Source organism: Pseudomonas simiae, from assembly GCF_000934565.1.
Lineage (GTDB): Bacteria > Pseudomonadota > Gammaproteobacteria > Pseudomonadales > Pseudomonadaceae > Aquipseudomonas > Aquipseudomonas simiae.
The window spans coordinates 3,919,698-3,942,175 of record NZ_CP010896.1 but is presented as its reverse complement, the minus strand read 5'-3'; the positions used below and the strand labels follow the sequence as shown (position 1 = coordinate 3,942,175).

At 62.1% G+C, this 22,478-nt stretch carries 23 protein-coding genes and 1 pseudogene; 14 read left to right on the top strand and 10 right to left on the bottom strand.

The genetic code is table 11. The features are described 5' to 3' along the window. Nucleotides 1-180: 180 nt before the first annotated feature. Nucleotides 181-894 (bottom strand): hypothetical protein, encoded by a 714-nt coding sequence (locus PF1751_RS17655; protein ID WP_010209214.1) that lies wholly within the window; start codon nucleotides 892-894, stop codon nucleotides 181-183. 163 nt (nucleotides 895-1,057) lie between these two features. Between PF1751_RS17655 and PF1751_RS17650 the strand changes: the two genes are divergently transcribed. The 6 genes from PF1751_RS17650 (at nucleotide 1,058) to PF1751_RS17625 (ending at nucleotide 6,172) form a co-directional block, all read left to right on the top strand. Next, on the top strand, nucleotides 1,058-1,735 hold the full coding sequence (locus PF1751_RS17650; protein WP_021491073.1) for an ABC transporter ATP-binding protein: 678 nt from the start codon (nucleotides 1,058-1,060) through the stop codon (nucleotides 1,733-1,735). Further along, a complete protein-coding gene (locus PF1751_RS17645) occupies nucleotides 1,732-2,526 on the top strand; it encodes an ABC transporter permease (RefSeq protein WP_010209218.1) in 795 nt (264 codons plus the stop codon). Before PF1751_RS17650 ends, PF1751_RS17645 begins: the two co-directional genes overlap by 4 nt. 190 nt (nucleotides 2,527-2,716) lie before the next feature. Continuing rightward, a complete protein-coding gene (locus tag PF1751_RS17640; protein WP_010209219.1) occupies nucleotides 2,717-3,337 on the top strand; it encodes a glutathione S-transferase family protein in 621 nt (206 codons plus the stop codon). An 18-nt stretch (nucleotides 3,338-3,355) separates the two neighbouring features. After that, nucleotides 3,356-4,276 (top strand): LysR family transcriptional regulator, encoded by a 921-nt coding sequence (locus tag PF1751_RS17635; RefSeq protein ID WP_010209220.1) that lies wholly within the window; start codon nucleotides 3,356-3,358, stop codon nucleotides 4,274-4,276. Continuing rightward, nucleotides 4,276-5,160, top strand: coding sequence for a LysR family transcriptional regulator (locus PF1751_RS17630; protein ID WP_010209222.1), 885 nt, complete (start codon nucleotides 4,276-4,278; stop codon nucleotides 5,158-5,160). Before PF1751_RS17635 ends, PF1751_RS17630 begins: the two co-directional genes overlap by 1 nt. Before the next feature lie 79 nt (nucleotides 5,161-5,239). Further along, nucleotides 5,240-6,172: a pyridoxamine 5'-phosphate oxidase family protein gene (locus PF1751_RS17625; RefSeq protein WP_044287438.1), complete on the top strand. Its 933-nt coding sequence runs from the start codon at nucleotides 5,240-5,242 to the stop codon at nucleotides 6,170-6,172. On the opposite strand, the gene PF1751_RS17620 is transcribed toward PF1751_RS17625, so the two are convergent. Further along, a complete protein-coding gene (locus tag PF1751_RS17620) occupies nucleotides 6,147-6,623 on the bottom strand; it encodes an Sbal_3080 family lipoprotein (protein ID WP_010209225.1) in 477 nt (158 codons plus the stop codon). The two genes, PF1751_RS17625 and PF1751_RS17620, sit on opposite strands and share 26 nt — an antisense overlap. Nucleotides 6,624-6,932: 309 nt before the next feature. Continuing rightward, nucleotides 6,933-7,139 (bottom strand): DUF6124 family protein, encoded by a 207-nt coding sequence (locus PF1751_RS29130; protein WP_226994560.1) that lies wholly within the window; start codon nucleotides 7,137-7,139, stop codon nucleotides 6,933-6,935. Between the two features lie 466 nt (nucleotides 7,140-7,605). On the opposite strand from PF1751_RS29130, the gene PF1751_RS17615 reads away from it, so the two are divergent. Both PF1751_RS17615 and PF1751_RS17610 read left to right on the top strand, forming a co-directional pair. Further along, nucleotides 7,606-8,946, top strand: coding sequence for a PQQ-dependent sugar dehydrogenase (locus PF1751_RS17615; RefSeq protein WP_021491068.1), 1,341 nt, complete (start codon nucleotides 7,606-7,608; stop codon nucleotides 8,944-8,946). 88 nt (nucleotides 8,947-9,034) lie between these two features. Then, on the top strand, nucleotides 9,035-9,457 hold the full coding sequence (locus PF1751_RS17610) for a RidA family protein (protein ID WP_010209228.1): 423 nt from the start codon (nucleotides 9,035-9,037) through the stop codon (nucleotides 9,455-9,457). Here PF1751_RS17610 and PF1751_RS17605 read toward each other — a convergent pair. Continuing rightward, the gene (locus PF1751_RS17605; protein WP_044287437.1) at nucleotides 9,432-10,919 is read right to left on the bottom strand and encodes an aldehyde dehydrogenase family protein; all 1,488 of its coding nucleotides are present in this window, start codon (nucleotides 10,917-10,919) and stop codon (nucleotides 9,432-9,434) included. The two genes, PF1751_RS17610 and PF1751_RS17605, sit on opposite strands and share 26 nt — an antisense overlap. A 236-nt stretch (nucleotides 10,920-11,155) precedes the next feature. On the opposite strand from PF1751_RS17605, the gene PF1751_RS17600 reads away from it, so the two are divergent. Further along, nucleotides 11,156-12,325 (top strand): p-hydroxyphenylacetate 3-hydroxylase oxygenase component, encoded by a 1,170-nt coding sequence (locus tag PF1751_RS17600; protein ID WP_042571754.1) that lies wholly within the window; start codon nucleotides 11,156-11,158, stop codon nucleotides 12,323-12,325. A 58-nt stretch (nucleotides 12,326-12,383) separates the two neighbouring features. After that, nucleotides 12,384-12,863, top strand: a pseudogene (locus tag PF1751_RS17595) (flavin reductase family protein); the annotation flags it as partial. A gap of 32 nt (nucleotides 12,864-12,895) precedes the next feature. Here the strand turns inward: PF1751_RS17595 and PF1751_RS17590 are convergent. Continuing rightward, nucleotides 12,896-14,218, bottom strand: a complete 1,323-nt coding sequence (locus PF1751_RS17590) for an alginate export family protein (protein WP_044287436.1) — start codon at nucleotides 14,216-14,218, stop codon at nucleotides 12,896-12,898. 217 nt (nucleotides 14,219-14,435) lie between these two features. On the opposite strand from PF1751_RS17590, the gene PF1751_RS17585 reads away from it, so the two are divergent. The 3 genes from PF1751_RS17585 to feaR all read left to right on the top strand — a co-directional run bounded on the left by PF1751_RS17585 (nucleotide 14,436) and on the right by feaR (nucleotide 17,592). Continuing rightward, a complete protein-coding gene (locus PF1751_RS17585) occupies nucleotides 14,436-15,935 on the top strand; it encodes an APC family permease (RefSeq protein WP_010209238.1) in 1,500 nt (499 codons plus the stop codon). Next, nucleotides 15,898-16,464 carry a DUF3156 family protein gene (locus PF1751_RS17580; RefSeq protein ID WP_021491063.1) on the top strand — a complete coding sequence of 189 codons (567 nt, stop codon included), beginning with the start codon at nucleotides 15,898-15,900 and terminating at the stop codon, nucleotides 16,462-16,464. The genes PF1751_RS17585 and PF1751_RS17580 overlap by 38 nt, the downstream gene beginning before the upstream one ends. A 186-nt stretch (nucleotides 16,465-16,650) precedes the next feature. After that, nucleotides 16,651-17,592 (top strand): transcriptional regulator FeaR, encoded by a 942-nt coding sequence (gene feaR / locus PF1751_RS17575; RefSeq protein WP_010209242.1) that lies wholly within the window; start codon nucleotides 16,651-16,653, stop codon nucleotides 17,590-17,592. Between the two features lie 5 nt (nucleotides 17,593-17,597). Here the strand turns inward: feaR and PF1751_RS17570 are convergent, their stop codons facing one another. The 5 genes from PF1751_RS17570 to PF1751_RS17550 form a co-directional block, all read right to left on the bottom strand. Further along, on the bottom strand, nucleotides 17,598-18,350 hold the full coding sequence (locus PF1751_RS17570) for an SDR family oxidoreductase (RefSeq protein WP_420820062.1): 753 nt from the start codon (nucleotides 18,348-18,350) through the stop codon (nucleotides 17,598-17,600). After that, nucleotides 18,343-19,143, bottom strand: coding sequence for an SDR family NAD(P)-dependent oxidoreductase (locus PF1751_RS17565; RefSeq protein ID WP_021491061.1), 801 nt, complete (start codon nucleotides 19,141-19,143; stop codon nucleotides 18,343-18,345). The genes PF1751_RS17570 and PF1751_RS17565 overlap by 8 nt, the downstream gene beginning before the upstream one ends. Further along, on the bottom strand, nucleotides 19,136-19,957 hold the full coding sequence (locus PF1751_RS17560) for a molybdenum cofactor biosynthesis F family protein (RefSeq protein WP_010209248.1): 822 nt from the start codon (nucleotides 19,955-19,957) through the stop codon (nucleotides 19,136-19,138). Before PF1751_RS17560 ends, PF1751_RS17565 begins: the two co-directional genes overlap by 8 nt. A 13-nt stretch (nucleotides 19,958-19,970) precedes the next feature. Next, nucleotides 19,971-20,336, bottom strand: coding sequence for a cupin domain-containing protein (locus PF1751_RS17555; protein ID WP_010209249.1), 366 nt, complete (start codon nucleotides 20,334-20,336; stop codon nucleotides 19,971-19,973). 135 nt (nucleotides 20,337-20,471) lie between these two features. Further along, on the bottom strand, nucleotides 20,472-21,770 hold the full coding sequence (locus PF1751_RS17550) for an NAD(P)/FAD-dependent oxidoreductase (RefSeq protein WP_044287432.1): 1,299 nt from the start codon (nucleotides 21,768-21,770) through the stop codon (nucleotides 20,472-20,474). A gap of 207 nt (nucleotides 21,771-21,977) precedes the next feature. Here PF1751_RS17550 and hpaR point away from each other — a divergent pair, with 207 nt between their 5' ends. After that, entirely contained in the window at nucleotides 21,978-22,406 is a 429-nt protein-coding gene (gene hpaR / locus PF1751_RS17545; protein ID WP_010209251.1) for a homoprotocatechuate degradation operon regulator HpaR, read from the top strand. The last annotated feature ends 72 nt before the right edge of the window (nucleotides 22,407-22,478 follow it).

The window sequence follows — 22,478 nt, the reverse complement described above, 5'->3', positions numbered from 1 at the left end:
ACGATCTCCTTGCACAAACCTTTTCCGCTTCAAGGTTGGGAGTCGTAAAAAAAGAGGGTGTTGCAGGGTCTTGGGCGCAGCCCTTTCCGCGGAAGGTGGCGTAGAGAGCGCCAGGCGGGAAATATAGGCAGTGCCGCGCTCGATTGCAAATCAGTCTCTTGTGTCCGGCTCCCACAGAGGTCAGTCGGGTTTTTTCAGCACCGTGGTGGGACCTGTGGTTGAGCGAACACTGTCTTTGGGAACTCGGCGTTTCTGAAACTGGATTTCGCCGCCCTCCCTGTGTTTTTCCACCAGATACAACATATCGTCACTTTCGCCGACGATACAGGCCGTGACCACATCGAGGTTGTTGAGCTGGAGAATTGATGGCTTGCAATCACGAATCTCTTCGTAGGCTCTCAGCTTGCCATGTGCCATCGACTGCGCGTACGCCAGCGACCAGATGATCCAGGCGAAAAATGCCAGCAGGCTGATCAGCAGTGCGCCGGATATCGGCGTCGTGGCTTTCCTGTAGCTCTTCTCCAGCCTGCGCAGCATTCGATAGCGACGTGTGTGGATCCCCAATTCCCGAGTGGGTAAAACACGGTCAGGGTTTTCGGTGAAGTACATCAGGCAGGCGAAAACCAGGACCGCTGCGGTGAAGATAAGCAAGGCCGCCAGTTTGACCAGAATGTCGTTTCCGCCGTACACCACGTAGTGATAAGTGTCGTAGCCGAGACGGTTAACGGGCACGCCGAGCACCTTGTTATAAGTCTCCAGATAGGCGTAGCCGTTTGAGTAAAACAGCGCAAACAGCAGCAGCATGATCGGCAGGCTTTGACGCTTTAGCAGTCGCCATAACCACGCTGCGCTCAAGCGGGAAGCGGGGGTATTGGATACTTTCTGTTCGTCCATGAGGGTTCCTTTTTATAGGACTGCGAGTCTAGCGAGCACAATGGGCCTTGCCCAGGCCAACTGCGCGCTTCTGCTCGTGCACATGAGTTTGAATGTTTTGCATGAAATCCCGACGAGTGTGCTTCACCATTGCACCATCCAGATTGAGAGGAACACCGCGTCCATGAGCGCACTGATCGAAACCCGCGCCCTTACGCGCATGGACGAGCGCCGCCACGTGGCCTTGCTCCAGCCCACCGATTTCACCTTGAATGCCACCGATCGCGTGTCGATCACCGGCTCATCCGGCTCGGGCAAAAGCGTGTTCCTGCGCGCACTCGCCCTGCTGGACGCGCCCAGCTCCGGGCAGATCCTGTGGAACGGCCAGCCGATTAACAACGCGCAGATTCCTCACTACCGCTGCCACATCAGCTACCTGTCGCAACGCCCGGCGCTGCTCGACGGCACAGTGGAAGACAACCTGCGCTTCCCGTTCAGCCTGAAGACGTCGCGCAAACGCCGCTTTGACCTGGCGACGGTGACCACGCTGTTGGGCCACGCGGGTAAGACTCCGGATTTTCTGGCCAAGCGCGCCGCCGACCTGTCGGGCGGTGAGTCCCAGGTGGTTTCGCTGATCCGCACCCTGCAGCTCAACCCCGAAGTGCTGTTGCTCGACGAGCCCACCGCCGCCCTCGACCCCACGTCTTCCCGCGAAGTGGAAGCGCTGATCGACGCCTGGTTTGCCGTGGATCGCTCCCGCGCCTGTGTCTGGGTCTCCCACGACCTCGAACAGGCCCGGCGCATGAGCGACATCCATTTGCAGATGAGTGCCGGTGTATTGAGTGGAGTGGCCCAGCCATGAACTATCAGAACCTTACCGCGCTGGACATGGGCATCGCCGCCTCGCTGATCCTGATCAACGGCGCGCTCTCCCTGCTGTTGCGCCTGGGCCTGGAGCGTCAGTTGTTGTGGGCGGCTGTGCGCACCGTGGTGCAACTGCTGGCCATCGGTTATCTGCTGGGCTGGGTGTTCGAGTTTGCCTATTGGTACGTGGTGCTGCCGCTGATGTGCGCCATGACGCTGATTGCCGGTATCTCGGCGGCGGGGCGCGGGCGGCGCACGTATCGGGGGCAGCGCGTGGACAGCATCCTGTCGGTGTGGGGCAGTTCGTGGCTGGTGACGGCGGTGGGCTTGTTTGCGGTGATTCGCATCCATCCGTGGTACGAGCCGCAGTATGCGATCCCGATCCTTGGCATGATTCTGGGCAACACCCTGACTGGCGTGTCGCTGGGGATAGAGCGTATGACCCAGGAACTGACGTCGGGCCGCAACACCATCGAAATGATCCTGGCCCTTGGCGGCTCGCGCTGGGAAGCGGCCCAGGAAGCCATCCGCCAGGCGGTGCGCGCCGGTATGATCCCGACGCTGAACCAGATGACGGTGGTGGGCATCGTCAGCCTGCCCGGCATGATGACGGGGCAGGTACTGGCGGGGGAGAGTCCGGTGGACGCGGTGCGGTATCAGATCGTGATCATGTTTCTGATTGCCGCATCGTCGGCGTTGGGCACGGTGGGGGCGGTGCTGCTCACGTATCGGCGGTTGTTTTCGGTGAGCCATCGGTTTTTGCGTGATCGGCTGCAAGAACGTGCCTGATCGAGGTCTTGGCCTGGATCGCGTTGGACAGCGTGGTGATGACCACCGTGTTCAACCTGATCGTGGGTATTATTCGACGAGTGATTGTTTCACCAGATGAAATGCTGGATTGTAAATCCTGGTGATTCCAACGGCCGGGGCAGCGGCGGAACATGCGGGGCGTCGATACCTCACTCTTTTGGAGCCTTTCATGATCAAACTCTACGGTTTCCCGTTGTCCGGCCACTCACACCGAGTCGAGCTGATGTTGTCGCTGCTCGGCCTGCCTACGGAGTTTGTGCAGGTTGACCTCAAGCAAGGCGCTCACAAAGCCCCCGAGTTCATTGCCTCGATCAACCCGTTCGGCCAGGTGCCGGCCATCGATGACAACGGTGTTGTGCTGGCGGACTCCAATGCGATCCTGGTTTACCTGGCGAACACCTATGGCAACGGTCAATGGCTGCCGAGCGACCCGGTGGGGCAGGCTCGCGTGCAGCGCTGGCTCTCGGCCGCTGCCGGCCAGTTGCACGCCGGGCCTGCGTCTGCACGACTGGCCACGGTGTTTGGTGCCGAGGTCGACACCGCCGTCGCCATTGCCCGTTCCCATGCCTTGCTGAAACTGGTGGAGGCGCAATTGAGCCAGAGCCGTTTCCTGGTCGGCGAGCAACCCACTATTGCCGATGTGGCGTTCTACACCTACACCGCTCACGCGCCGGAAGGCAATGTTTCGCTGGCCGACTACCCTCAAGTGCGCGCCTGGCTCGCCAGCATCGAGGCGTTGCCGGGGTTCGTGGGCATGCCGCGTACGGCGGTGGGCTTGCAGTCGCAATAACTTTCTAGAGGCGTGTCGATGGACCGATTTCATGAGATGCAGGTGTTCCTGGCCGTGGCCGAGGAGGAGGGCTTCGCCGCTGCGGCGCGCCGCCTGAAAACCTCGCCGCCCAGTGTGACCCGGGCCATCGCCGCCATGGAGCAACGCATCGGCACCCAATTGCTGGCGCGTACCACACGCAGCTTGCACCTCACCGAAGCCGGCCAGCGTTACCTGGAAGATTGCCGGCGCATCCTGGCGGAGCTCGATGAAGCCGAGGAAGCTGCGGCGGGCAGTTATTCCATTCCTTGCGGCCATTTGACGGTGACCGCGCCGGTGCTGTTTGGCGAGCTGTATGTGGCACCGGTGCTGGGGGAGTACCTGGACCGGTTCCCGCTGGTGAATATCAACGCCTTGCTGGTCGATCGCGTGGTCAACATGACCGACGAAGGTGTGGATGTGGCGGTGCGTATCGGTCACTTGCATGAGCCGGGGCAGCAGGCGATCAAGGTCGGTGAAGTGCGCCGAGTGGTGTGTGCATCGCCGGCCTATCTCGAACAGCACGGGCGGCCTACGCATCCGTCGCAGTTGCGTGAAGCCAAGATCGCCACGTCGTCGTCCAGCCGGTTGGTGAGTGGCTGGGAGTTCGTCGACGGCGGCCAACCCTTGACCGTGTCCATCGAGCCACGTCTGGTGGTCACGGCGAACAATGCCGCGATCAACCTGGCGCGGTTGGGCTGGGGCATGACGCGTGTGCTGTCCTATCAAGTCGCAGCGGCGGTGGCGGCGGGTGAGTTGGAGATTGTCCTTGAAGCCTATGAGTCGGCGCCGTTGCCGATCCAGGTGGTGTTCCAGAAAAGCGGCCGGGTGCCGGCCAAGATCAACACCTTTGTCGACTTTCTCACCCACCGCCTGGGCCAGGACGCCGCGCTGAACCCGGCAATCAAGCGGCGCAGCTGATGGAGCGTTATCGCGATATGCAGTTGTTCGCCGCGCTGGCCGGGCAGCCTAGCCTGGCCTCGGCGGCGCGTGACGCGAAGGTCTCCGGCCCGACCCTGGTACGCGCGATTGCCCGCCTGGAGGCGCGTTTGCGCGTGCCGTTGCTGGCGCGCAGCACGCGTGGCGTGAGCCTCACCGACGCCGGCAGCGCCTACCTGGCGGACTGCGTGCGCCTGCTCGCCGCGGTGGACGCCGCCGAAGCCTCCGCCAAGGGGCTGCATGTGCAGGCCCAAGGCAATCTGCGGGTGTTTTTGCCGTTCCTGTTCAGCCGCTATGTGATGGCGCCGGTCTTGGCCGACTACTTGGACCGCTATCCCGAGGTGAACCTGGTCGTCAGCTACCACGACTATTACCCGAACCTGCACGAAGAAGGGCTCGACGTCGCCATCCTCGTCGGAGAACTGCCCGATTCGTCATTGATTGCCCGACCGCTGGGGCACGTGCGGCCTATCCTCTGCGCCAGCCCCGACTATCTTGCTGTTCACGGTGAGCCTCAACGCCCGGATGACCTCAAGCAGCATCGACTGATCGCCAGCACCGATCAGGTGCATTGGGATTTTCCGGGCTATCAACTCAAGGCCCGCGCCCGACTCGGCTGCGCCACGGTGCAGGGCGCGATCAATGCGGCGGTGCATGGCGCGGGGTTGATTCGCTGCTTGAGTTATCCGGTGCACGACCACCTGCAGACCGGGCAGCTGCGTAGGGTATTGCCGGACTTTGAGCCGCCGCCCCTGCCGGTGCAGGTGGTGTACCGCGAAGGCCGCAACGCACCGATGCGCGTGCGCAGTTTTGTCGATCACTGTGTGACGGCGTTGCGCGACTACCCGGCATTTCAGCTGGCGTAACAGTGGATTGCCTGGCGTGGTGATTCTCACGCCGGCTGACAGGGCGCAGCATCGACACATCCAACATGAGGTGCTCGCCATGAACCTGATCGAACAATCCCCCTGGCATGCCGGTGAACGGCACATACAAGCAGCGGTGGGCGTGGCCGACCGTATGGCCGTGGTCGGGCCCAAAGTGATCCGCGATCACCTGCCGGAACAGCACCGGGATTTCTACCCTTTATTGCCGTACCTGATACTGGGTGCGGTGGACGAGCAGGGCATCCCTTGGGCGACGATGATTGAAGGCGCGCCAGGCTTTGTCCACTCGCCGGATCCGCAGACCCTGCAGATCGACAGCCTGCCGTCCGCGACTGACCCGGCCCGCAACGCCTTGCGTAGGGGAGCAGCCGTCGGCCTGCTGGGCATCGACCTCAACACTCGGCGCCGCAATCGCATGAACGGCCGAATCGGTGCATTCGATCACGAAGGGTTTTCGGTCGACGTGGTGCATACCTTCGGCAACTGCCCCAAGTACATCCAACTGCGCCCGGTCGACGGCATCGCCCGCAGACCCGGAACGGTGGTCGAGCGCTTCAACGACCTGGACGATGCCGCGCAAACCCTGATCCGCAACGCCGACACGCTTTTCGTCGCCAGTTACGTCGAGGTCGATGGCCAACGTTCGGTGGACGTTTCTCATCGGGGCGGTAACTCAGGTTTTGTGCGGGTCGAGGGCAACGTGCTGACCATCCCCGACTTCGCCGGCAACCTGTTCTTTGCCACCCTGGGCAACCTGCAAGCCAACCCGGTGGCGGGTTTGTTGTTCATCGACTTTGAGTCGGGGGATGTACTGCAAGTGGCTGGACGGACCTCGTTGATTCTCGACGGCCCGGAAGTGGCGCTGTTCGAAGGCGCCCAGCGGCTGTGGACGGTGACAGTGGAACACGTGGTGCGCCGCCCAGCGGCGTTGGCGTTGCGGTGGCAGTTCGCGGAGTTTTCGCCGTTCAGTCTGGCGATGGGGAGTTGGTAGCCAGGCCCGGACCATAGGAGGCATTCGGGAACAACTGGTTGGTCATCTCGATGATCTTGCTTTGTGCATCGATAAACTTGCCCATTCGAGCGCCACCCGAAGTCGAGTCATACAGCGCCTTGCCCACCTGGCGGCCATTTTCAAACACCTGGATATCGGCATAGCTCATGTAAAGCGCCAGGTCCCAGCTCCATTGACCAATGTAGGTCGTCGACAGGGCGCAACTGGCCGGTGGGGTGCCGGGCCGCAGCTCACGAGTCTGGAACCCTTTGCTGCGCAACTGCGCGGTGTAGGTGGCATTGAACCCGGCACGCAAGCCTTCGGCGGGGATCATGCAGATCTCAGGCGCCTGGGCGCCGCTGAAGGCAACCGGCGTGACGGTTTGCTTGATGCTGCAGCCAGCCAGGGTTAAGGCGGCCAGTAAACAAGCGGGAGCTGTTATCAGGCGCATAGCGACGTCCATTTCTTCAGTAGTGGTTTGATGATAGCAGTGAAGGCCTGATGCCGAGCGCAGCATTTCAGACGCAGGGGGTCGTCTGTATGGGAGCTGGCTTGTCGGATCGCCGCACTGCTATCGGGGGCAAGCCCTTATGCCAGTCAGTTAAGACAAACACTGTAACTGTGGCGAGGGAGCTTGCTCCCGTAGGGTCGCGAAGCGGCCCCAGCTCTATGTTTGAACAGACTGGGACTGCTGCACAGTCAGCGGGAGCAAGCTTTCTCGCCACAGGGATTGCTTTTTATGATGGAGTTACGTGTTTGATCAGGCTACCGGGCATTCCCGGTTTAGCGCTTCATTGACCAACAACTGCGCAATCTCGACCATCTGCACCACCGCCAGCACCTTTTTCAGGCTTGGCCCATCAAGGTGTTCGGCACAGTCATAGGCGCAGACAGCCGCTGACTCAAGCATCTCGCTGGCATTGTTCAAGGCGGCTTCGGTACTGAGTCCGGGACGGACGGTGAAAATGACATCGGGAGGAAGTTGCGGATTGTCATCCGAGGTGGATGGCGGGGATTGGGGGTGACGTTTGTCAGGGTGAAACGCCTATGAATGAGCACCTCCATTTCGCTACCACACGAAGTAAGGAGGCGACTGTACACGGGGTGGTAGACCGGTCATAGAAACCCGGAAGGCCGAAGCCTCCCATGCACAGCCGCCACAAAGCAGCCCGCACAAAAAAACGCCCATGAGCGTTTTGGGGTCTATGAAAGAACTGGGCTACCACACCCATTCGCTGAATTTGCAGCGACCCGCGAAGGTTAGCGGCGAGGTTCATCGGACGCAACCCGAAAGTTATTCAGGAACGGTCCGATAAAAAGGGCCTTCTATACCATTCGTGCCCCCCGGTTAACATTCAATTGCGCCATGCCCGGTGGTGACCCGTGCTTTTTGAGGCAATACTCCCTCACGTTTCTGCCTTGAGGTTCCAACCATGAATGTACCGAGCCGTCTTGCGCTCCTGATTGCCGCTGCCGCTGTCCTCAGCGCTTGTGGCGAAGCCTCCAGACTGCCTTTCCAGGCGGGTGTCGGGCCTGCGCCGCAACTGCCCGAGCCCAGCCCTTCTTTGATCCCTACGCTCAAGGTCTCCAAGGCCGTGGGCTGGTCTGACGGTGTGCAACCCACCGCGCCTCAGGGCTTCACCGTCACGGCCCTGGCCGACAATCTCGACCACCCGCGGTGGGTCTACACCTTGCCTAACGGCGATGTGCTGGTCGCCGAAAGCAACCACCCGCCCATGCCCGAAGGTGCCACCGACGGCGGCACCGGCTTGATCGCCTGGGCACGCCGCACGGCAATGGGCGTGGTGATGGGCCGCATCGGCGCCGATGCACCCAGCGCGAATCGCATCACGTTGCTACGCGATGCCGATCACGATGGGCATGCGGAGGTACGCACCGAATTCCTGACTGGCCTGATGTCACCTTTCGGCATGGCGCTGGTGGGCAACGATTTGTACATCGCCAACGCCGACGCGGTGGTCAAGGTGCCCTACACCCCGGGCCAGACTCACATCGACGCAACTCCGGTGAAGGTCACCGACCTGCCGGCGGGCATCAACCATCACTGGACCAAAAACCTGCTGGCCAATCCCGAAGGCTCCCGGCTGTATGTGACGGTTGGATCTAACAGCAATGTCGGCGAAAACGGCCTAGACGCAGAGGAGGGTCGTGCGGCTATCTGGGAACTGGACCTGGCCAGCGGCGAGAAACGGTTATTCGCCAGCGGCTTGCGCAACCCCAACGGCCTCGCTTGGAAACCGGGTTCTACCCAGCTGTGGACGGTGGTTAACGAGCGCGATGAAATCGGCAGCGACCTGGTGCCCGACTACCTCACCTCGGTGCAGGACGGCGCGTTCTACGGCTGGCCGTGGAGCTATTACGGCAGCCACGTGGATGTACGCGTCCAACCGCCGCGCCCGGACAAGGTCGCCCAGGCCATCGCGCCGGACTACGCCCTGGGTACCCACGTCGCCCCCCTGGGCCTGACGTTCTCCTACGCACGCGGCATGCCGGCCGCTTTTGCCGATGGAGTGTTTGTCGGTGAGCACGGCTCCTGGAACCGCAATCCGCAAGCGGGCTACAAGGTGGTGTTTATCCCGTTCAAGGACGGCAAACCGTCGGGCGCACCGGTCGACTTCCTCACTGGGTTTCTCAATGCCGAAGGCGAAGCGCAAGGTCGGCCGGTGGGCGTGACCCTGGATGAGCAGGGCGCCTTGCTGGTGGCGGATGATGTGGGGAACAAGGTGTGGCGGGTGGCGCAGAGCAAACCCTGACCGTCGATATGTTGCGGGATGTTGAACTGCCAGATTGAACGATGCCTTTGGGTTAGCCTTGTTTGCCTACCGACAACAAGGAAGCGTCATGCAACGAAAGGTCATCAATCCCACGACGGTATTCAACTCCCTGCAATACGGCTTCAGCCAGGCGCTTGAGGTGCCACAGGGGCGACGTATCATGCTTTCCGGCCAGGTGGGCGTGGATGCTGACGAGCGCACGGTGGGCGGAGGCATTGCCGAGCAGGCCGCCAAGGCGCTGGACAATATCGACAAGGTGCTGGCCGAAGTCGGGGGGGACCTTTCCGATGTGATCATGCTGCGGCTGTACATCGCCGAGTCCGCTCGTGACCAGCAGGAGCCGATCGCGCAGGCGCTGCGCCAGCGCTTCCCACATAACCCGCCGCCGTCTTCGTGGATTATCGTCAGCGGGTTGTCGTTGCCGGAATGGTTGATCGAGATCGAGGCCGAGGCGGTCGTTCCATTCAGTACCGAATCATCACCGATTTGAGTTCGGTGTAATCCTCGATAAACGCACTGCCGAACTCCCGCCCAACCCCCGAAGACCTATTGCCCCCAAACGGCACCGCCGGATCGAGCAGCGTGTGCATGTTCACCCACAAGGTGCCGGCCTGGATGGCCGGCACCATGCGCAAGGCCTTGCCCAGGTCGTTGGTCCATAGGCTGGCGCTGAGGCCGTAGGGGCCGTTGTTCATCAGCGCGAGCAGTTCGTCTTCGCTGTCGTAGGGCAGGAAGGTGGCGATGGGGCCGAAGGTTTCTTCGTTGAGCAGGGTGTCGTTGATGCTGTTGGCGAGGATCACCGTGGGCTCGACGTAGCAGCCGGGGCGGTCAATGAGGGTGCCGCCATGGATGATCGTGTTGTTTTCGGCGCGGGCCTGGTTGAAGTAACCGAGCAATTTGAGTTGGTGCTGGTGGTGGGTGACGGGGCCGAATTCGGTGCGTTCATCCAGTGGCGAGCCGATGTTCAGGCGACTAAGGCGCTGGCTGAGTGTGTCCAGCACCGCGTCGATCTGCGAACGGTGCACGAAGAAGCGCTCGGCCGCCGCGCAAATTTGCCCTGAGTGCAAAAAGCCCGCTTCGATGATGCCGTTCACCGCCGTGTCCACGTCCACATCGCGCAGGAAACCGGCAGCATTCTTGCCCCCCAGCTCCAGGGTTGCACGGGTAAGGCCGGCGCCCATGGCGCTGCGGCCGACCGCAATGCCCGTAGGCACGGAACCGGTGAAGGACACTTTGTGGGTGCCAGGGTGTTCCACCAGGCCTTTGCCGACATGGCCGCCGCCCGTCAATACATTGAGCACACCCGGTGGCAACCCGGCTTCGACGGCCAGCTCGGCGATGCGCAGAACGGTCAGCGGCGTGAATTCGCTGGGCTTGATGATGATGCAGCAGCCGGTTACCAGCGCGGAGGCGAGTTTCCAGATGGCGATCATGGTGGAAAAATTCCACGGTACGATGCCCACCACCACGCCCACCGGTTCACGCAGGGTGAATGCGGTGTAGCGTTCGCCGTTGAACGAGGGCAGCGACGGAGTGAGGGTCTGGCCGCTGAGCTTGGTCGCCCAGCCCGCGTAGTAACGCAGGAAGTGCGCGGCCTGGTCGACCTCGAATGCGCGGGCAATCTGGATGATCTTGCCGGACTGGCAGGTCTCGATCTGCGCCAGTTCTTCGCGATTGCGCTCCAGCAGGTCGGCGAGCTTGAGCAGTACATTGCCGCGTGTCGCGGGTAAAGCCTGGGACCACACCTGGAAGCCGCGGTTGGCGGAATTCACCGCCGCGTCGATATCCGCCAGGTCCGCATCGGCCACCTGGGCGATCACGTCACCGGTGGCCGGGTTGGTCACGGCCAGTGTCTGACTGGAATGGCTGCGGATGTTGACGCCGTCGATGAACAGCCCATGGGGCCGACGCAAAAAGGCTTCGACTTGAGGCAGCAGCGGGATATCACTCATGGCGGGTTCCTGGCAGGTCACAAAGGAAAAACCGAGGGTAACCAAGCCACCGGGCCATGGCTTGACTCTGCCTGCCGTGCGAGATGTCTGTGGCTGCCAGCCCTATGAAAAGTACAATCTTGCCTGTGGAACGTGCATTTTCCAGCCGTGCCACCCCACCGATACTGGCCCTGCATCAGGCGCCGTTCCTCAACCCGGAGCGCGCGCCCGACTTCCAATAATAAGCAGGGCCGTCCATGAAAAAGCCAAACCCGCTCCTTGAAGACCTCAAGCCACTCCTGCCCATCATCGCCGCGAATGCCACACAGGCTGAACAGCAGCGTCAGGTGCCGGATAAAAACATCGCCTTGCTCAAAAGCATTGGCCTGCACCGCGCTTTTCAACCCAAGGCCTTTGGTGGCCTGGAACTCTCGCTGCCGGAGTTTGCCGATTGCATCGCCTTGCTTGCCGGCAGTTGCGCGAGCACCGCCTGGGCCATGAGTTTGCTGTGCACCCACAGCCACCAACTGGCGTTGTTTTCGGCCCAGTTGCAGCAGGAGATCTGGGGCGAAAACCCGCACGCCACCGCCAGCAGCAGTATTGCGCCATTCGGTCGTGTGGTGGAGGGCGAAGGCGGCGTGCACTTCAGCGGTGAAATGGGCTGGAGCAGCGGTTGTGACCATGGCGAGTGGGCGATTGTCGGCTGCCGTCGACAGAACGCCGAAGGCGGCCAGGATTACTGCTTCGCCGTGCTGCCGCGCAGTGACTACCAGATTCGTGACGATTGGTACGCCGCCGGCATGAAAGGCAGCGGCACCAAGACCCTGGTCATCGACAACGTCTGGGTGCCCGAACACCGGATCCAGAAAGCCAAAGACATGATGGAAGGCAAGTCCGCAGGTTTCGGCCTGTATCCCGACAGCCAGATTTTCTACGCGCCGTACCGGCCATATTTCGCCAGCGGGTTTTCCACCGTCAGCCTCGGCGTGGCCGAGCGCATGCTGGAGGTGTTCCGCGAAAAAACCAAAAACCGCGTGCGCGCCTATACCGGTGCCGCCGTTGGCGCCGCCACTCCCGCCTTGATGCGCCTGGCCGAGTCCACCCACCAGGTGGCGGCCGCCCGCGCATTCCTTGAAAAGACCTGGCAAGACCACGCCGAACACAGCGCCGCGCACCGTTACCCGAGCCGCGAAACCCTGGCGTTCTGGCGCACTAACCAGGCCTACGCGACAAAAATGTGCATCGAAGCCGTGGACCGTCTGTTCGCCGCTGCCGGCGGCAACGCCTGGTTCGAACATAACGAGATGCAGCGCCTGTTTCGCGATTCCCATATGACCGGCGCCCATGCCTATACCGACTACGACGTCTGTGCGCAGATCCTTGGCCGCGAGCTGATGGGCCTGGAGCCGGACCCGAGCATGGTGTGACGCGTTCTTCCCCCCACAACAATCAGGGCGCCCGTTCGACGGCGCCCGGGAGTCTTGCATGTCTGACAGCAGCCTTTTCGACCCACGGGCCTTTCGCCGTGCCCTGGGCAACTTTGCCACCGGCGTGACCGTGGTCACCGCCGCCACCGCATCCGGGCGCAAGGTGGGTGTGACCGCCAACAGTTTCAACTCGGTATCTCTCGACCCACCGCTGGTGCTGTGGAGCATCGACAAACGCTCCAACAGCCATGAGGTGTTCGAGGAGGCCAGCCATTTTGCGGTGAACGTGCTGGCGGCCGACCAGGTGCACTTGTCGAATAACTTTGCGCGCCCCCGTGAAGACCGCTTTGCCTTGATCGAATACGAACCGGGGGAGGGTGGCTCGCCGGTATTCGCCGATTGCTCGGCACGGTTCCACTGCGAGAAGTACCAGCAGGTGGACGGCGGCGATCACTGGATCATGATCGGCAAGGTGGTCGCCTTTGATGACTTCGGGCGTGCGCCGCTGTTGTATCACCAGGGCGCTTATGCCGAGGTCCAGGCGCTGCGTCCCTGCGCGCCCGAGACGGTTCAGAACGGCACGGCAACCACCAACTGACTGTAGACGTTGATGCCGTTGCCCCCGACCTGATTGCCACCGGTCTCTGCAGCCTTGTTGGGTTTGTAGAGACCCAGCAGCGGCGTAATGATCAGGTGATCGTTCACCGCCCACTCGGCGTACAGGTCCAGCTCACGGCCATCCAGGTTGAGTTGGCCACGGGTGCTGACGGTGGTGTAGTCGAAAAACAGCGCGCCGAGGGTGACGTTCTCCAGCGGCTTGACCTTGAGCGCCACGTGTTGCACTGAGGTGTTGGTGTTGTAGGGGCCGGAGTAGTTGCCGGCGACTTCACCCTGCACCCAGGTGCCGTAGCCCCGGCTGAAACCGGAGAACATGGCGTCCCAGTTCTTTGAATAGCGCGCGTAGCGGTAGGTCAGGTCCGGCGACCAGGGCAGGTCGGCGAAGGTGTAGCCGGCTTCGGCGTAGCCCGCATTTTGCTGGCTGTCGCGGCGGTCCTGGCGGGCCAGTTCGAAGGCGAAATGCGCGTTGTCGATACCCGCATTGCCCGCGCCACGCAGGCTATAGAGGTTCATGCCCTTGCGTTGGCGCTGTACGTCGCTGGCGAAGCGTTCATCCACGTCGATTCCGTGAATGTAGGTGAGCCCGAGCGTGCCCGGTGCCGCGCTGTATTCCAGGGTGCCGGCGGCCATTTCAGTCATGGCCTGGGCAGGGTTGTCGGACTTGAGCCACATCAGGCTGCCATGTACGCCGTCTTTGCCGCCCAGGCGGATCACGGCGGTCTTGTCGAAAGCATGGCGAGCGGCAATGTAGTAGGCGCCGCCACGGTTGAAGTCCCCATCGCCCACGCCCTTGCCGAGGTTGGGACCGTCATCATTGATGAGAAAGCCGTCGCCCAACAGGATGATTTGCCGGCCGAACGATAGGTCTAGACCGTCCTTGCCCAGGGCCGGGAACAGGTCGCCGGAGCGCCAGCCGGCGAAGGCTTCGTCAAACTTGGTGGTGCGCTCCTTGCCCGTGGTGACCCCCGACGCATCGCCATCGCCCCAGGTGCCGGAGCTCACCAGGTTGACCGTGCCATACACGCCGCCAAAGGCGCCCAGGCTCTGGTCCACGCTCAGGCCGTACTTGATAAACGCCTCGCGCCAGGTGGAACCGCCGCTGCGCCCATCGTAGTTCTTCGGGCTGTTGAACATGCCGTACACGGCGAGGAAATTGCCGGTGACCTGAGTGTCGGCATCGGCATACAACTCAATGGCCTGGGCCTGGCCCACCAGCAGCGCAATGCCCAGGCCGACCGCCTGGCGCAGGCGGCGATTTTTCAGTGTGTACTCCATTGTTATTGTCCCCATCTTGGTTAAGAGTGAGGGCGCATTAGGGCGAGCGTTGGAGGCCTGAGTCTTTTCTCTGCGTGCCAGGGAATTGACCCAGGCCGCCACGCCATACGTTGTGGCAGGGAGCAACAAAACCGGCGGCAGACAGGGGCAAGACGATCAACTCGAGTGGGGCGCAGAGTGCTGACACATTAAAAAAACCGCTTTCGAGGACCCCAACATGTCGATCAACGACCGACTCACCGCGCACCTCAACCGGGGCACGGTAGGTTTCCCCACCGCTTTGGCCAGCACCATTGGCCTGATCATGGCGAGTCCGGTGATTCTCACCGCCACCATGGGCTTCGGCATCGGCGGCAGCGCGTTTGCCCTGGCGATGCTGATTGCCGTAGTGATGATGCTGGCCCAGGCCACCACCTTCGCCGAGGCCGCTTCGATCCTGCCCACCACCGGCTCGGTGTACGACTACATCAACTGCGGCATGGGTCGTTTTTTCGCGATCACCGGCACCTTGTCGGCGTACTTGATCGTGCATGTGTTCGCGGGCACCGCTGAAACTATCCTGTCCGGCGTCATGGCCCTGGTGAACTTCGAACATCTCAACACCTTGGCAGAGTCGGCCGGCGGTTCATGGTTGCTGGGCGTCGGCTTCGTGATCGTCTTTGGTGTGCTGAACGCATTTGGCGTCAGCGCGTTTGGCCGTGCGGAAATCATCCTCACCTTTGGCATGTGGACGACCCTGATGGTGTTCGGCGTGCTGGGGCTGATCGCCACGCCCGCCGTGCAGTTGGACGGCTGGTTCGGTGAGTCGCTGGTGGGCACCGACCTGATCACCGTGCTGTCATTGGTGGGCATGGCGATGTTCATGTTTGTCGGCTGCGAATTCGTCACGCCGCTGGCGCCGGACCTGCGCCAATCGGCCAAGGTGATGCCACGCGCCATGATGCTGGGCCTGATGGGCGTGGCCACGTGCATGTTCATCTATGGCGCCGCAATGAAACGCCAGGTGGAAAACGTGGTACTCGATGCCGCCTCCGGCGTGCACCTGCTGGACACGCCCATGGCGATCCCCAAGTTCGCCGAGCAGGTGATGGGCCAAATTGGCCCCCTGTGGTTGGGCATCGGCTTTCTGTTCGCCGGCGCGGCCACTATCAACACCTTGATGGCCGGTGTGCCACGGATTCTGTATGGCATGGCGGTGGATGGAGCGTTGCCCAAGGTTTTCACTTACCTGCACCCACGTTTCAAGACGCCGCTGCTGTGCATCCTGGTGGCGATGCTGATTCCCTGCCTGCACGCGCTGTACCTGGGCGGCAACACCGACAACATCATGCACTTGGTGCTGGCGGCGGTGTGTGCGTGGAGCTTTGCCTACCTGCTGGTGACGATCTCGGTGGTCAGCCTGCGTATCCGTCGGCCGGATTTGCCGCGGGCGTATCGTTCACCGTGGTTCCCGCTGCCGCAGATCGTATCGAGCATCGGCATCCTGCTGGGCATGTGGTTTATCACGCCTCCGGGCATGAACCCGGCGGACATCTATGTGCCGTTTGGCGTGATGCTGGGCGGTACGGCGGCGTACGCGCTGTTCTGGACCCTGGTGGTGCAGAAGGTCAACCCCTTCAAGCCGGCTTCCGTGGAGGAAGTGTTGGCAAAGGAATTCAGTCATCAACCGGAGCAGGCCGATGAGGGTCATGGCGACTTTGCGGCAAAGACTGTTTGAACTGTTTCGCACCGGTCGTGCCCCGGCGGGGTATCGGCCAGGGGTGACCCTGGCGCACCTGCGGCGCAACCTCGGGCTGGCGACGCTGGACGTGGAGGGGGTGGCGTTCGAGATTGTCGAACGCACCGAGTCGCAGTTGTTGATGCACCTGGTGCTGACTGAATTCGTCCTGCAGGTACCCGCTGCGACAGCGGGCACGGCGAGCTTCGAGGTGCACCATGGCGGCGCGATCCGCCGCACGGGCCTCCGTGTGAGGTGCCGTTCCGGCGACCAGGCGCTGGGTCGCGAGTTGCAGGTGCGATTGCTGGCCGACACAGCGCTGTTCCAGGCGCTGATGCCGCTGGATTTCAAACGCCTGCGCATCCAACTGCAAGACCAGCACTGGTGCGTGCGCCTGGAGCATATGGGCGGCAGCGAGGTGGTCAATCGCCTGCCGGCGTTTCGGCGTTACATCGCGCTGAGCCCGGTGCAACGCACCCACCTCCTGGCATCCCTGACAGGCCTGCAGCGGGTACTGTCACACCTCTAAAAAACGACCCACGCTGCGAAGCGCTACTCATCGTGGGTGCGCGGACCCGCAGGAGCCGGCGCCTATCCTTCCCATTGGCATCAATAGTGCTACTCCAGCAGCACACCAGATGTTGTTGCGTGCATATAGATAACATGTTAACTATTGCACCAGAACAACAAAAAGAAGCCATTGCGGAGACACCCCATGAGCATCCCACAGCATGCACACGACGGGCTGGACACCTGGAACCGCGAGCTACGCGCCGCGTGCGGGTATTTCGACACAGAACTGGCCTTCAACCGCTCGTTGTTCATCGGCGAGATCAGAGACCTGCCGCGCGGCCTGGCCCTCTTGCGCACCAATGCCGGGCTGATCAAACGCCCGGCGCACCACGCCGACCATGACAACGACCAGGACTGTTTCCTGATCAGCCAGCGCAGCGGCTACTCGCAGATCGTGCAGAACGGCCAGGCCCTGCAACTGGCCCCCGGCGAGATGCTGCTGATGGACTCGGTGGGCTCCATCGAAATCACCCCCTTCGGCCTGATCGAACACGCCTCGCTGTCATTGTCGCGCCCGCAGGTGTGCAAGCACCTGGGCGGCGACGCACGGGCCTTCGGCAAGATCTCCTCGACCAAAGCCTGTGGGCGCATGCTGCATGTGCTGATGGACCAATTGTGCAAGGACGACACCGAAGACGGCGCGGGTGAAGTGGAGGCGCTGCAAAGCGCTTTTGTATCGCTGTTGGGCTCGGCCCTGGAGCAGGGCGACGAGTGTCGCGAAGGCTTGGCACTGCTGCAGGGCAACAACCTGCGCAGTTATGTGCAGAAGGTTATTGATGAGTCCCTGAGCCAGCCTGGCCTCAGCCCGATCGGCCTGGCCAACCGCCTGAACATTTCGGTACGCCACTTGTACCGTCTGTTCGAAGAGCAGGACGACAGCGTTTGCCGCTACATTCAGCGCGCGCGGCTCAAACGCAGTGCGGATGACTTGACCAACCCGTTCCTGCGCAGTGAGTCGATCACCTCGATAGCCTACAAGTGGGGTTTTACCGATTCGGCGCATTTTAGCCGGTCGTTCAAGAAGCAGTTCGAGGTGTCGCCCAAGGATTTCCGTTCGAGCCGCATGCAGGCGGTGGGGGCGTAGGAAGGTCAGACTTCTGGCAGGGTGGACCCGCCGTCCACCACCAGGGTCTGCCCGGTGATGTAGCCGGCGAGGTCGGAGGCAAGAAACAGCATGGCGCCGGCAATATCCGCCGCTGTTCCCAAACGCCCCAGTGGCACGCGACTGGCGATGGTGTCGTTCAGCGCGGTATCGCCCAGGTTGGCCATCGCCGGCGTGGCGATCATGCCCGGTTCCACGCCATTGACCCGCACATTCAGCGGCGCCAGTTCCAGCGCTGCATTGCGGATAAAACCGTTGACGCCGGCCTTGGACGCCGCGTAGTGGCTGAGGCCCGGATAACCGACACGGTTGCCGGTCACCGAAGAGGTCACCAGCACGCAGCCCCGGCCTTGTGCGCGGAACGCCGGCAATGCGGCCTGGGTCAGCCAGAACAACGCCGACAGGTTAACCGCCAGGGTGCGCTGCAGGAGGTCCGGGGTGATGTCTTCAAAAGCCGTCAAAGGAAAATACCCGGCGTTGTGCACCAGAATATCCAGCTGCGGCAGCCCTTGAACGCACTCAAACACAGCCTGGGATTCGGCCAGGTCGACGCCCACCGCTTCAACTCGGCAACCCTGCGCGGATAACTCAGTCGCCACCGCCTGAGCCTGTTCCCGCTGCCGATCGGCGATTACCACCCGTGCGCCACGTTGGACAAACGCCTTGACGATGCCTCGGCCAATGCCCTGGGCGCCGCCCGTGACCAGCACCACTTGCCCGCTGAAATCCAGGTCATTCATGGGCATTCTCCAAGTGAGCGAAAGCCAGCGTGGGCACATCGACAATGCTGGAACCGCCATCGGCCACCACCGTCGCCCCGGTAATGATGGACGCATCACTGGAAGCCAGGAAGCGACACACCTTGGCGATCTCGTCGGCACTGGCGGCCCGTCGCAGCGGCACGTCGGCGCAGACCCGGTCATAGGCTTGCTGCAACGTGTCGCCAAAGGCCTCCATCAGCGGCTGCATCTCCGCATCGGCCATAGGTGTGCGCACCCAGCCGGGGCAGACCGCGTTCACCCTTACGCCGTGCGGCCCATAGTCGCGCGCCAGCGAGCGATTGAGCCCGAGCAACGCGTGTTTGGCCGTGGTGTAGCCGCACACCTCAGGCCCCGCCGCCAATGCGGCGATGGAGCCGATCAACACGATATTCCCCGCACTTTCCTGCAACAACGGCAAGCAGGCGCGGGCGCTGTAGAACGCGCTGTCCAGATTGCTGCGCAGGGCGCTTTCCCAGGTGCTCGGGCTGGTCTGGGTGGCGCTGCCCAGGCCATGCCCGCCAGCACAGGCGAGCAGCACATCGAGGCGCCCGTGTTGCTCGCGGATCTGGTGGATAAACCCGTCCCAGGTCTGCGGGCAGGCGGCATCACCCACCAGGATCAGGCCGCCCGTGTCCTGCGCAACCTGTTCCAACGGCGCTCTGCGCCGACCGATCAGCACCAGGCGTGCACCTTCCTGCGCATACAGCCGGGCACACGCTGCGCCGATGCCTGTGCCGGCGCCGGTGATCACCACCGTGCGCGGCTCAGTCATCGGGATACTCCGTGCGGTTGAGCACCTGGCAATACGAGCTGATGGGGAAGTTCGACAGCGCATCGAAGGACGCACCCGCATAGCCGAAGATCTTGCCGTCGCTGCGGTGTTGTTGCAGGTCGATCAGCACCAGGCCGAGGGTCGGCACGATCTTCTCCTGCCATACGAACAGATACAGCTGCTCGGCGATCTTGTAGGAGTGGCAGCGGTCGGTGTCGCACAGGCCTTGTTCTACACCTTTGAGGCATTGCCAGGCGTAGAAGCGCTCGTTGAGGTAGATGTGTTCGTAGACTTCGCTGGGGCTGTAGCGGTAGTGGTTGCGCAGGCCCACCAGTTCATCGGTGGGCGCATGCAGGCAGTGGCCGGCCTGCCACGGGCGGTCGAGGCTGCCATGGAGGAAGTCGACTTCGACCGAGGTCAGCGGTTTCCCGGCGAGGGCGCGGTGATAGAGGCCTTCGTGAGTCTCGGCGTGGTCCGGCAGGCGCCCGATCACCGCCGTGAATGAGGTGTTCGGTGCGTCCAGCACCAGGCTGATCGACCAACTGTGCCCGGCCTCATGCTTGATGAAGTCCACCAGATACAGCCCTGGACGGATCGAGGTGGCGCGGTACGGCGCACTGCCGCTGGAGTGCCCGTCAGCGGCGTGCCAGGCCAGGCGGTCCTGCTCGAAACGGTGCTCGATCTGCCAGCCGTTGGCGAAATGCAGGGTGAAGGTTTGGCCCGCCAAGTCGGCGAGGTTGGGCAGGATGAAAGCGTCCGGGGCGAAACCGTCGGCCAGCGCACCGACGGTGATCCAGTCAGAAGAGCTCGTCATGGCAATGTCTCCTTTATACGACGGCGAAGTAGTGTTTAACGAAGCTTTCGGTGAGCACTTCCCACAACACTGGCGTGCCCTTGGTCACGAACCAGCTGTCACCGGCTTTGTAGTGCGTGGATTGGCCGGTGGACTCGTCGGTGAGCCGCACTTCGCCGGTCACCACCGTGGCGTGTTCGGCGAAGGGGTAGACCATGCGGAATTTGCCCTGGGTGGTGCCAAAATAGGCGCTGCTGACCGGGTCGGTGGGCGCGCCGAAGGTCATCTTGCCGAAGGCACGCACTTCGCCTTCGAGAATCTGCGAGCCGAGGTCGGCCACAGTGCCCCAGGCGTCGAGTTCCGACAGCGGGATGTTGTGCTTGAGGGTCGTGAGAGTCATGGCGTTGCTCCTGATGAGGAAAAAATGTAGGAGCGAGCGTGCTCGCGAAAAACGCAATGGCACCGCGATCAATCGGAATGCCCGCGTTATCGTTAACGATTTTCGCGGGCAAGCCCGCTCCTACAGGGGGGTGGTTTAGCGGCGCCCGTTCCAATAACCGGACAGTTGGTGCCAGGATTTGCCCGCCGTCAGCAGCAAGGGGCGGATCGCGTCCTTGCCGATGATGGTCGGGCGATGAATCGAGCTGACTAGGTCATAGCGCACCGAGCCTTCGCTCATGCCTTCGGCCAGGACCTTGCAGATGATGTGGCTGGGCGTCACGCCGAAGCCGGAGTAGCCCTGCACGAAAAACGCGTTGCTGCGCCCCGGCAAGGTGCCGACCTGCGGGAACAGGTTGGGGCTGCACGCCATGGGGCCGCCCCAGGCCAGGTCGATCTTCACGTCCTTGAGGTAGGGGAAGATCTTCAGCATGAGGGTGCGGTTCCAGGCCTTGAGGTCGCCGGGAATATGCTCCACCAGCGGCGTGGCGGCGCCGAACAGCAGGCGGTTCTCGTGGGTGACGCGGTAGTAATCGATCACCGGGCGAATGTCGCTGTAGGCCCCGCGAATCGGGCTGATGCGCTGGATCAGTTCCTCGGACAACGGCTCGGTCATCATCTGGAACGCGTAGGTGTTGATGGTCGAGCGGTGCAGCTCCGGCTCCAGCTTGTTGAGGAAACTGTCGCAGGCCCACAGCAGCTTGCTCGCGCGCACCGAGCCGCGGCCGGTACGCACGGTGATGCGTTCGCCATAACTGACTTCCAGCGCCGGGCTGTTCTCGAAAATCCGCACGCCATGGCTGGCCAGTGCGGTGGCTTCGCCCAACAGCAGGTTCAGCGAGTGCACATGCCCGCCGCCCATGTGCAGCAGGGCGCTGCTGTAGGCCTTGGAACCGATGATCTGCTGCACGTCCGAGCCGCCGAGAAAGCGGATCTCGTGCTGGCTGTTGACCGACTTGAAGTCCTTTTCCCAGGCGCGCAGGGTTTTTTCCTGGCGGGCGTTGAAACCCATGTAGCCGTAGCCGTGGCAGAAGTCAGCGTCGATGTTGTACTTGGCGATGCGGTTCTTGATGATGTCGGCGCCCAGGTCGCTGATCTCGAACACTTTGCGCAGACCGTCTTCGCCCACGTCCTTCTTGATCTTTTCCAGATCGTGGCCGATACCCGCCATGATCTGCCCGCCATTGCGGCCGGTGCCGCCGAAACCGAGGTAGCGCGCTTCGAGCACCACGATATTGGTGATGCCTTTTTCCGCCAGTTCCAGGGCCGTGTTGATGCCGGAGAAACCGCCGCCGATCACCACGACGTCGGCGTCGATGTCCTGTTCCAGGGTCGGGAAGCTGAGGTTGTATTTCTTGGTGGCGGTGTAATACGTCGGGGTTTCGATGTTGATCATGGCGCAGCCTGAAAAGGTGAAGGAAGGCTCTAAAGCGGATGCCTCCATTAGGGGCCCTGGCGGGATGGAAGTCTTGATCCTGCGTGCCCAGGCTTTTGATTCTGCGCGCCATGGGCGGTGCGATAGACAAGTTATAGCGCGCTCGCTGGCAGGGAATGCTAGAGTTTCGTTAAATTATTAACTAAATACGTCGTGACCCTGATTCCTATGCTCAAACCTCGCCAGTCCCTGACCCTGACCCTGCTGCAAGCCCGCGAAGCCGCGATGAGTTTCTTCCGCCCGTCCTTGAACGAACACGGCCTGACGGAACAGCAATGGCGGATCATCCGCATCCTTGAACAGTACGGTGAGCTGGAGATCTACCAGCTGGCGGAACTGGCCTGCATCCTCAAGCCGAGCATGACCGGCGTATTGGTGCGCATGGAAACCGCCGGTATGGTGCACCGGCGCAAAGCCGAGCAAGACCAGCGCCGGGTACTGGTGACCCTGGCCGACAAGGGCAAGGCCAGTTTCGAGTCCATGAGCCAGTGCATGGAGGCCAACTACCAGCGTTTGCAGGATCAGTTGGGCGAAGAGAAGTTGCAGACCCTGTTGGGTCTGCTGGATGACTTGAAGAACATCAACATCAAGCGTTGAGTCAGCACCGCACAACCCCCTGTAGGAGCCGGCTTGCCGGCGATAGCGTCTTCAAGATCGCCATCGCCGGCA

What these genes read in the sequence shown, in the direction of transcription:
- PF1751_RS17655 (WP_010209214.1), bottom strand. Translation starts at nt 894, where the DNA reads ATGGACGAACAGAAAGTATCCAATACCCCCGCTTCCCGCTTGAGCGCA.
- PF1751_RS17635 (WP_010209220.1), top strand. Translation starts at nt 3,356, where the DNA reads ATGGACCGATTTCATGAGATGCAGGTGTTCCTGGCCGTGGCCGAGGAG.
- PF1751_RS17650 (WP_021491073.1), top strand. Translation starts at nt 1,058, where the DNA reads ATGAGCGCACTGATCGAAACCCGCGCCCTTACGCGCATGGACGAGCGC.
- PF1751_RS17645 (WP_010209218.1), top strand. Translation starts at nt 1,732, where the DNA reads ATGAACTATCAGAACCTTACCGCGCTGGACATGGGCATCGCCGCCTCG.
- PF1751_RS17625 (WP_044287438.1), top strand. Translation starts at nt 5,240, where the DNA reads ATGAACCTGATCGAACAATCCCCCTGGCATGCCGGTGAACGGCACATA.
- PF1751_RS17585 (WP_010209238.1), top strand. Translation starts at nt 14,436, where the DNA reads ATGTCGATCAACGACCGACTCACCGCGCACCTCAACCGGGGCACGGTA.
- hpaR (WP_010209251.1), top strand. Translation starts at nt 21,978, where the DNA reads ATGCTCAAACCTCGCCAGTCCCTGACCCTGACCCTGCTGCAAGCCCGC.
- PF1751_RS17555 (WP_010209249.1), bottom strand. Translation starts at nt 20,336, where the DNA reads ATGACTCTCACGACCCTCAAGCACAACATCCCGCTGTCGGAACTCGAC.
- PF1751_RS17565 (WP_021491061.1), bottom strand. Translation starts at nt 19,143, where the DNA reads ATGACTGAGCCGCGCACGGTGGTGATCACCGGCGCCGGCACAGGCATC.
- PF1751_RS17580 (WP_021491063.1), top strand. Translation starts at nt 15,898, where the DNA reads ATGAGGGTCATGGCGACTTTGCGGCAAAGACTGTTTGAACTGTTTCGC.
- PF1751_RS17615 (WP_021491068.1), top strand. Translation starts at nt 7,606, where the DNA reads ATGAATGTACCGAGCCGTCTTGCGCTCCTGATTGCCGCTGCCGCTGTC.
- feaR (WP_010209242.1), top strand. Translation starts at nt 16,651, where the DNA reads ATGAGCATCCCACAGCATGCACACGACGGGCTGGACACCTGGAACCGC.
- PF1751_RS17630 (WP_010209222.1), top strand. Translation starts at nt 4,276, where the DNA reads ATGGAGCGTTATCGCGATATGCAGTTGTTCGCCGCGCTGGCCGGGCAG.
- PF1751_RS17590 (WP_044287436.1), bottom strand. Translation starts at nt 14,218, where the DNA reads ATGGAGTACACACTGAAAAATCGCCGCCTGCGCCAGGCGGTCGGCCTG.
- PF1751_RS17600 (WP_042571754.1), top strand. Translation starts at nt 11,156, where the DNA reads ATGAAAAAGCCAAACCCGCTCCTTGAAGACCTCAAGCCACTCCTGCCC.
- PF1751_RS17550 (WP_044287432.1), bottom strand. Translation starts at nt 21,770, where the DNA reads ATGATCAACATCGAAACCCCGACGTATTACACCGCCACCAAGAAATAC.
- PF1751_RS17560 (WP_010209248.1), bottom strand. Translation starts at nt 19,957, where the DNA reads ATGACGAGCTCTTCTGACTGGATCACCGTCGGTGCGCTGGCCGACGGT.
- PF1751_RS17640 (WP_010209219.1), top strand. Translation starts at nt 2,717, where the DNA reads ATGATCAAACTCTACGGTTTCCCGTTGTCCGGCCACTCACACCGAGTC.
- PF1751_RS17620 (WP_010209225.1), bottom strand. Translation starts at nt 6,623, where the DNA reads ATGCGCCTGATAACAGCTCCCGCTTGTTTACTGGCCGCCTTAACCCTG.
- PF1751_RS17610 (WP_010209228.1), top strand. Translation starts at nt 9,035, where the DNA reads ATGCAACGAAAGGTCATCAATCCCACGACGGTATTCAACTCCCTGCAA.
- PF1751_RS17570 (WP_420820062.1), bottom strand. Translation starts at nt 18,350, where the DNA reads ATGAATGACCTGGATTTCAGCGGGCAAGTGGTGCTGGTCACGGGCGGC.
- PF1751_RS17605 (WP_044287437.1), bottom strand. Translation starts at nt 10,919, where the DNA reads ATGAGTGATATCCCGCTGCTGCCTCAAGTCGAAGCCTTTTTGCGTCGG.